Raw genomic sequence first — 7,129 nt, forward strand, 5'->3', positions numbered from 1 at the left:
GGCGCACAACCACCATGTCCCGTTGCTAATGAGAATTACTATCGATAATAATCGGGGTTATCCCTAGCGCTGCACGGTTGCACGCGCGGATCGGCGATCCGCCGAGAACTCAGCAGACACGAGGACCCCCATGAGGAACCTGTATTTCGGCCTGGCGCTGGCCGCCGTGCCGTTGGCGGCTGTGCACGCCCAGACCACATCGACCCGCACCGGCAGCGCGACCGGCGAACTCGCCACCATCAACGTCGACGCATCGCGCACCAACGGCTTCGTGCCGAGCACCGTCGAAGCCGGCACCTTCCGCGGCACCAACCTGATGGACGTGCCCGCCACGGTCAACACCGTGACGCGCGAAGTCATCGAACTGCAGGGCGCCGCGGGCGTGTACGACGTGCTGCGCAATACGGCCGGCGTCACGCGCCAGCAGAATGGCGGCGACACCTTCGACCAGCTGGTCATCCGCGGTATTCCGGTGGAGAACCGCACCAACTACCGGCTCAACGGGGCGCTCGCGATCCCGAACATCTCCGAGATCCCGATGGAGAACAAGGAGCGCGTCGAAGTGCTCAAGGGCGCCTCGGCGCTGTATTACGGCTTCACCTCGCCGGCCGGGGTGATCAACTTCGTGACGAAGCGCGCCGGCGCGACGCCGGTGACTTCGCTGGGCCTGGTGGTCGACGAGCACGGCACGGCGCAGGGCGCGATGGACATCGGCCGCCAGTTCGGCGACGAGAACCAGTTCGGCCTGCGCGTGAACGCTGCTGGCGGCCGCATCGGTTCGTCGATCGAGGGCATCGACGGCAACCGCCAGTTCGGCTCGGCCGCCTTCGACTGGCGCGTCAACAGCCGCCTCACGCTGCGCGCCGACATTGAGCAGTACCACAAGGAGATCGTCGAGCAGGCCGGCATCACGCGGCCGGCGGCGGTCAACGGCGTGATCACGCTGCCGGCGCTGCCCGACCCGACGAAACGGCTGGGGCCGCTCTCGGCAGTCTTCGATGCCAAGGTGACCAACACGCAACTGCGCGCCGACTACGCGCTGAGCGACCACTGGGCGTTGATGGTCGAGGCGGGCCATTCGGAAGGCGAACGCGACCGGCGCCTGGCGTCCTTCAGCAACTACAACGTGCGCACCGGCACGGGCCGCATCACCGGCAACGACCAGCACCTGGAGCAAAGCTCCGACCTGTTCCGCACCGAACTCTTCGGCACCTTCGCCACGGGCGGCGTGCAGCACGAGCTCACGATCGGCGCGGCGCGCAGCGACAAGACGCAGGACCCGATCTACCAGCGCACCTACGGCGGCGCGACGACGGTGCAGAACCTCTACAACCCGGTGTCGATCGGCACGCTCACCTCTTCGGCGACGCCCTCGCGGCCGACCAGCGGTGGGCTCGACAGCGAAGAGCTCGGCCTCTATGCGCTCGACCGCATCACGCTGACGCCGCAGTGGCAGCTGGTGATCGGCGCACGCCACACGCAGTACGAGAGCACGCAGGACGCGAGCGCCACGCTGCCGCGCATCGCCTACGACGTGAGCAAGACCACGCCGCTGGCCGCGCTGAGCTACAAGTTCACGCCCGATCTCGTGGGCTATGTGTCGTACGCGCAAGGCGTGGAAGAGGGCGACGTTGCGCCGGCAGGCACCGCGAACCAGAACACCCGCATGGCGCCCGGCGTGAGCAAGCAGAAGGAGCTGGGCTTGCGCTGGCTCACCGGAAGCGGCACGCTGCTGTCGACCGCGCTGTTCGACATCGAGCGTCCCGGCACCTACACGAATGCGGCCAACGTCTACGTGGCCGACGGCCGCCAGACCTACCGCGGCATCGAGATGTCGGCGCAGGGCCGGCTGACCCGCGCGCTCGCCTGGCAGGTGTCGGCGCAGTGGCTCGACGCCGAGTTCGCCGACATCAATGCGCAGTACAACGGCAAGATGCCCGAGAACACCGCGCGCAAGACGGCCAGCATGTTCCTGGCCTACGACATCGCCGCGCTGCCGGGGCTGTCGGTCAACGGCGGTGCGTACTTCACGGGCCGCCGCCCGATCGACGACCTGAACCAGGGCTTCATCCCCGGCACCACGATCTACGCCGCCGGCGTGCGCTACGTGAGCCAGCTGATGGGCCGTCGCACCACCTGGCAGCTGAACGTCGACAACCTGGCCGACAAGCGCTACTGGTCGGCCGCCGGCACGCGCCTGGCGGTGGGCACGCCACGCACCCTGCGTGCCGGCCTCAAGGTCGACTTCTAAGAATCGCCATGGGCATGCTGCGACGCGTCTGGTTCCAGATCCACTGGTTCATCGGCATCACCGCCGGCACGGTGCTGGTCGTGATCGGCCTGACCGGTGCGGCCCTGTCGTTCCGCGCCGAGATCGTCGATGCGATGAACCCCGGCTTGAGCCACCCGGGCGCAGCACTCGGCGCGGTGGCACTGCCGCCGCCGGCGCTGCTGGCCGCACTGGAAGCCAAGCTCGACGGCCGACGGGTGAATGCGCTGACCGTCTTCGCCGACACCGGCCACGCGGCACGCGCCAACCTGGCGCCGCTGCCTGGCCAGGCACGGGGCGAGACGCGCAGCGTCGACCCCTACACCGGCGCGCTGCTGCCCGAACCGCGCGGCGACGCGTTCTTCGAGTTCGTCGAACGGCTGCACCGCTGGCTGCTGCTGCCGCGCGACGACGGCAAGGTCGTTACCGGCACGCTGGCGGCTGGGCTGTTGCTGCTGGCGCTGTCGGGCCTGTACCTGCGCTGGCCCCGCCGGCCGCTCGCCTGGCGGGCCTGGCTGCGGCTGGACTTCGGGCTCACCGGCCGCGCCTTCCTGTGGAACCTGCATGCCGTCGTCGGCACCGTGGCGCTTCTGGCCTATCTGGTGTCGAGCGCGACCGGCATCTACTGGGGCTTCGACGCGGTCCGCACGCTGGTGGACACCGCTGCCGGTGAGGGCCGTGCCGTGCGCGCGCAACGCATGCAGGGCGGTGGCGATGCGGGGGCGAAACCTGCGCCCGTGAAGCTCGATCTCGCACGCGTCTGGCAAGGCTTCGGCGCGGCCACGCAAGGCGACTGGAGCCAGGTCACGCTGCGGCTGCCGGCGCGTGGCGCATCGAGCGTCGAGGCGACCTACCTGCGCGCGCAGCCCGAGCATGAACGCGCGCGCAACCGGCTCTATCTGCAGGCCGCCACCGGCGAGGTGACGCGCCACGAACGCTATGCCGACAAGGCGCTGGCCGGTCGGCTGGTCCACAGCATCTACCCGCTGCACATGGGCACCTACTGGGGCCTGCCGGGTCGCATTGTCATGGCGCTGAGCAGCCTGGCGCTGGCCCTGTTCGCGATCACCGGCTGGATGCTCTACCTGGGCCGGCGACGCACGAAGAAGGCCGTGCGCGCCGAACGTGCGCGGCTCGGCCAGGGCGCGCCGTCGAGCGGCGGCGAAGCGGTGCTTGTCGCCTTCGCCACGCAGACGGGGCAGGCCGAGGGACTCGCGCTGCAGACCGCAGGGGCACTGCAGTCCGCAGGCATCGCGGCAGTGGTCAAGCCGGTGTCGGAGCTGACGGCCGACGTGCTGGCGCATTTCAAGAAGGCGCTGTGGATCGTCAGCACCTTCGGCGAAGGCGACCCGCCCGACACCGCCCGTGCCTTTGCCCGTGGCTTCACGCGGCTCGGCCCCGATCTGCTGCACCTGCAGTACGGTGTGCTCGCGCTGGGCGACCGGCGCTACGCCACCTTCTGCGGCTTCGGCCGCAAGCTCGACCACGACCTGCGCAGCCGGCGTGCGCAGGCGCTGTTCCCGATGGTCGAGGTCGATGCGAACGACGGCGCTGCGCTCGGCACCTGGCGTGCGTCGCTGGCGCGCGTGTTCGGCCTGTCGGGCGATGCCGCCTCGTCGTGGACCACGGCCGACACCGCGACCCGTGCGCCGGTGTTCGAGCCCTGGCGCCTGAAGGGACGCCGCCTGCTCAACCCGGGCAGCGAAGGCGATCCGCTGTACGAGATCGAGCTGTCCGGCCGGCCGACGGCGACCTGGGCGCCTGGCGCGCTGGTGGAACTTCTGCCGCCCGCGCCACCCGCGGCGGGCGATGCCGTGATGGCACCGCGCAGCTATTCGGTGGCTTCGCTGCCGTCCGACGGCGCGCTGCAACTGCTGGTGCGCCAGGCGCGCCATGCCAACGGCCTGGGCGTCGCCTCCGGCTGGCTGACCGAGGGGGCCGCCATCGGCGCCGAGGTGCCGCTGCGCCTGGTCGCCAACCCGGCCTTCGCGTTGGTGGACGACGCGCAGCCCTGCATCTTCATCGGCAACGGCTCGGGCTTCGCCGGCCTGCGCGCGCACCTGCGCGAACGCGTGCGCCGCGGGCACGGGCGCAATTGGCTCGTGTACGGCGAACGCGCATCGCGGCACGATGCCTTCTTCGTCGATGAACTCGCCATGTGGCGCACACGCGGCCTACTGGCACGCGCCGACATCGCCTACTCGCGCGACCAGCCGGAGCGCATCTACGTGCAGGACAAGCTCCGCGCCGCCGCCGACGAACTGACCGCGTGGGTGAGCGAAGGCGCAGTGATCTACGTCTGCGGCAGTCTCGCCGGCATGGCGCCGGGCGTGGATGCAGCCCTGGCCGACATTCTGGGCGCAGACGTCTTCGACGAACTCATCGCGCTGGGGCGGTATCGGCGGGATGTCTATTGAGTCCGGCCTGAACAATCCGCAACCCGTTGATGTAGCGTGAGATTTGCGGCTTTCCCTGGCGCACGACTTGCGAGGTAGATCGTTGTAGAACGGCGTTTCCTTGCAAATTCCGACGAGGTTTGAACGATGGGACCCAAGCCTGCAGCGCCCGAGAGCGACGAGTTGTTCATCTCCCGGCTCGACGAGTTGATCAACATGCGCCATCCGCTGGTGCGCCTGGCCGGCCTGATCGATTGGGCCGAGATCGAGCGCATCTTCGGCGCTCACTTCAGTTCCGGCCGCGGTCGACCCGCACTGCCGCCTCGCCTGGTCGCCGGCCTGCTGTACCTGCAACACGCCTTCGATGCTTCTGACGAAGCCGTGGTCAACACCTGGGTCGAGAATCCGTACTGGCAGTACTTCTGCGGCGAGGTGTACCTCCAGACCGAAGCGCCCATGGACCCGAGCAGCCTCACGCGCTGGAGGAAGCGCATCGGCGAGGAAGGCGTGGAGACCTTGCTGATGGCGACCATCGAGGCAGCCCGGCGCGGCGGCGTCGTGAGGGCATCCAGCATGGATCGGTCATCGTCGACACCACCGTCATGCCCAAGGCGATTGCGCACCCCACCGACAGTCGCCTGCTGGAGAAGAGCCGCCAGCATCTGGTGAAGGTCGCCGAGGAACACGGCATTGCTCTGCGCCAGAACTACAACCAGATCGCCCCGAGGCTTGCTGCGCAGATCGGCCGCTATGCCCACGCCAAGCAGTTCAAGCGCATGAGGAAAGCCGTGCGGACCTTGCGCACGCGGGTGGGTCGCGTGCAGCGCGAAGTGGCTCGCCAGCTCGCCGCGTTGCCCGAGCAGGCGCAAGCCAAGGTCAACGATCTGCTGGTGCGCACGGGCCGCATCCTCACCCAGCGCACGAAAGACAAGAACAAGCTCTACGCGCTGCATGCTCCCGAGGTCGAATGCATCAGCAAGGGCAAGGCCCGAACCCCCTACGAATTCGGCGTGAAGGTGAGCATTGCGACGACCTTGAAGGAGGGGCTGGTGGTGGGCATGCGCAGCATGCCGGGCAACCCGTATGACGGCCATACGTTGGAAGAAGCGCTGGAGCAGGTCGCCATCCTGGCTGAGCGCAAGCCGACAACGGCCATCGTGGACAAGGGCTATCGGGGCGTGGAGATCGAAGGGGTGCGCATCCTGCGCTCGAGCCAGAAGCGGGGCATCACGCGAACCTTGAAGGCGATGATCCATCGGCGCAGTGCCATCGAGCCGGCCATCGGGCACATGAAGATGGACGGGCGCTTGGGCCGAAACCCGCTCAAGGGCGCGTTGGGCGATGCGCTGCATGCGGTGATGTGTGGCGCCGGGCACAACCTGCGACTGATCCTGGCGAAGCTGCGGCTTTTTGCCGCCCGATTCGGGCTCGCGTTGCATGCGCTACTGGCGATTTTTTCCTCGCCAGTGGGCCGCACTCAACTCGCGCACCGTTGAAAACGGGATTGTTCAGGGCGGACTATTGAGCATGTCGCCCGCTGGTTGCTCAGCCGATAGAGTGAGTGGTTGAAATAGGTAGGTCGCTGCTGGCGAGGGCCGGTTGTGGTTAATCATCAGGGTGGGTTTTGGGTTTTCGAGGCCTGATAGTGGGGTATGCTGGCACGCTGCTTCAGAGAGATTCAAAGATCAATTTGACATAGGGATCTTTGAAACGCCTCGCATTTTTCGAGAATCAAAACGCATCAGCGCTAGCATCTCAGTAAAAGCTACTGTCGCATCGCGATTGATTTTGCGTTGGGCATCGCCCTGAGCTGTTTCGGCTGAAAAATATGCTTCTGACCTCACGTTGACTAAGCCAACGTACTTCTGGAAAAGTTGCGTGTATGTTTCTCCCAGTAAATATCGGCGCGCCGTGATGGCAGAAAATGCGTTTGTCCTGGCTTGAGCAACCGCCTCGCTGAGCGCTGGGTCCTCAGGAGGCGCGCTGGTTAATCGTAAAAGGAGCCTTGTTTCATCGAGTTTGGAAGCTTCTCTCTCATAAGCATAGACCGCTGCCCAGACTTCGGTGCAGGCGTGATCGAATGCATCGATTGCTGCGGCACGCTGTGCTTCATCGGATTTATAGCGTTCGGTGTGTATTCCTGCTATGAAAGTGGCGAGCGTCAATGCTGCTGTGCCCAGAACTGCCCAGAAACGCTCGAACATTTTTCCTCCTATGTGTCGCTCGCAGCATGCTTTTAAATTCATTTCTAGATTCTAACTTGATAAAAATAAAATAATGAATCAAGCGCGCGAAATCATTCCTATGACGCAGAAAGTGAAGCGCTGCTCGCAGTGGACTCATGATTCTCTATCTGAAAATTTCCTAAACGGATCAATCTAACTCCTTAACAGGCTGCTGAAATACTCCCCCTGCGGACGAGCCCGTTCCTTCGCCGAGGGCTGCTTTTCACATGGCGAGCTGC

General features: G+C 66.0%; 3 protein-coding genes and 1 pseudogene. 3 read left to right on the forward strand and 1 reads right to left on the reverse strand.

Annotated elements, in window-relative coordinates; all coding sequences use genetic code 11:
* The first annotated feature begins 130 nt into the window (after window positions 1-130).
* The 3 genes and pseudogenes from N8A90_RS20500 (at window position 131) to N8A90_RS20510 (ending at window position 6,161) form a co-directional block, all read left to right on the forward strand.
* A complete protein-coding gene (locus N8A90_RS20500; protein WP_262076898.1) occupies window positions 131-2,251 on the forward strand; it encodes a TonB-dependent siderophore receptor in 2,121 nt (706 codons plus the stop codon).
* Between the two features lie 14 nt (window positions 2,252-2,265).
* Window positions 2,266-4,686 carry a sulfite reductase flavoprotein subunit alpha gene (locus tag N8A90_RS20505; protein ID WP_316044026.1) on the forward strand — a complete coding sequence of 807 codons (2,421 nt, stop codon included), beginning with the start codon at window positions 2,266-2,268 and terminating at the stop codon, window positions 4,684-4,686.
* A 126-nt stretch (window positions 4,687-4,812) separates the two neighbouring features.
* Window positions 4,813-6,161, forward strand: a pseudogene (locus N8A90_RS20510) (IS5 family transposase).
* Window positions 6,162-6,350: 189 nt separating this feature from the next.
* On the opposite strand, the gene N8A90_RS20515 reads toward N8A90_RS20510, so the two are convergent.
* Window positions 6,351-6,869, reverse strand: a complete 519-nt coding sequence (locus tag N8A90_RS20515; RefSeq protein ID WP_262076900.1) for a hypothetical protein — start codon at window positions 6,867-6,869, stop codon at window positions 6,351-6,353.
* Window positions 6,870-7,129 lie beyond the last annotated feature (260 nt).

It is taken from the genome of Variovorax sp. N23 (genome assembly GCF_025486315.1).
Lineage (GTDB): Bacteria > Pseudomonadota > Gammaproteobacteria > Burkholderiales > Burkholderiaceae_C > Variovorax.